The 1,243-nt window shown below is 49.9% G+C and carries 1 protein-coding gene; it reads left to right on the plus strand.

From position 1 onward, the window contains the following. Positions 1–82 precede the first annotated feature (82 nt). On the plus strand, positions 83–1,222 hold the full coding sequence (locus KP814_RS32565) for an ISAs1 family transposase (protein ID WP_216740677.1): 1,140 nt from the start codon (positions 83–85) through the stop codon (positions 1,220–1,222). Positions 1,223–1,243: the final 21 nt, after the last annotated feature.

Here is a 1,243-nt window from a genome sequence, read left to right on the forward strand (position 1 = left end):
CAGGCAAATCGCACTATATGGTTGAATACTAGACAGTAAATTCATAGAGTACGCCCCTTTTTCTCCCCTAATAAGGACTGTTATGGGCTCTTCTTTAATTGACGGCGTTAAACACCATTTCTCCAGCCTTCCTGATCCTCGTCGAGAGACGCTTAATATGCGGCATAATTTCTATGATGTTCTCACCATCGCGCTCTGCGGGATCATCTGTGGCGCTGACGATTGGGTTACCATTACTCGGTTTGGCGACGCTAAAAAAGAGTGGTTTGAGTCTTTTCTGGAGCTACCCAACGGCATTCCCTCCCACGACACCTTCAACAACATCTTTGCGAAGTTAGATCCCGAGGCGCTGGAGACAAGCTTTCTATCCTGGGCTTCGACGCTGGCGGAGCAGATTCCAGATGATCAGGTCGCAATAGACGGCAAAACGTTACGGCGCTCATACGACCGATCCTCTTCCAAACCTGCCATTCATATGGTTAGCGCCTGGTCGACAGCGAACGAACTGGTGTTGGGACAGGTGAAAACTCAGGAGAAATCCAATGAGATCACTGCTATTCCTAAACTGTTGAAGGCATTGTCATTAAAAGGAAGTCTCGTCACCTTGGACGCGATGGGATGCCAGCGGGAGATCGTGAAGCATATCCGTCACGCGGAAGCAGAYTATTTGGTGGGYGTGAAAGAAAATCAGGCCTCATTACACGATGMGATTCACGACCGGTACGTGGACGCTGAGGCTAAAGGCTTCGGCGAGGATTTTGTCGACTTTGTATGCGAAGCAGGGCGCGTTGAGGATGAGAAGCGGCGCTGCCGCGTTTCAACGAATCTGGAGGGGCTGGAAAAGCTACAAAGTCGCTGGCAAGACCTGAAGAGTTTCATCGTCTTAGAAACAGAGCGAATGGAGTCAGGGCAAAGAACGCTGGAGCGCCGCTTGTATATTTCGAGTCGAGARGGSGATGCGAGATATTTCCTGRATGCGACGCGAAAGCACTGGCACATAGAGAACAAACTGCACTGGGYGCTGGATGTAGCGTTTAAAGAGGATGACTCGCGRCATCGCATGGGACACAGCGCGGAGAATCTAGCGGTGTTGAGACATATGGCGTTGAATTTATTGAAGAATGAGAAGACGGACAAAGGAGGTATAAAAACTAAGAGGCTACGAGCGGGCTGGGACCATGGTTACTTAAAAAAAGTGCTATCGGGTCTGGCTACTATGTAGCCACATAGTGCGATTTGCCTG

Origin of the sequence: Hahella sp. HN01 (assembly GCF_018986435.1) — a bacterium.
In the GTDB taxonomy this organism is placed as follows: Bacteria; Pseudomonadota; Gammaproteobacteria; order Pseudomonadales; family Oleiphilaceae; genus Hahella.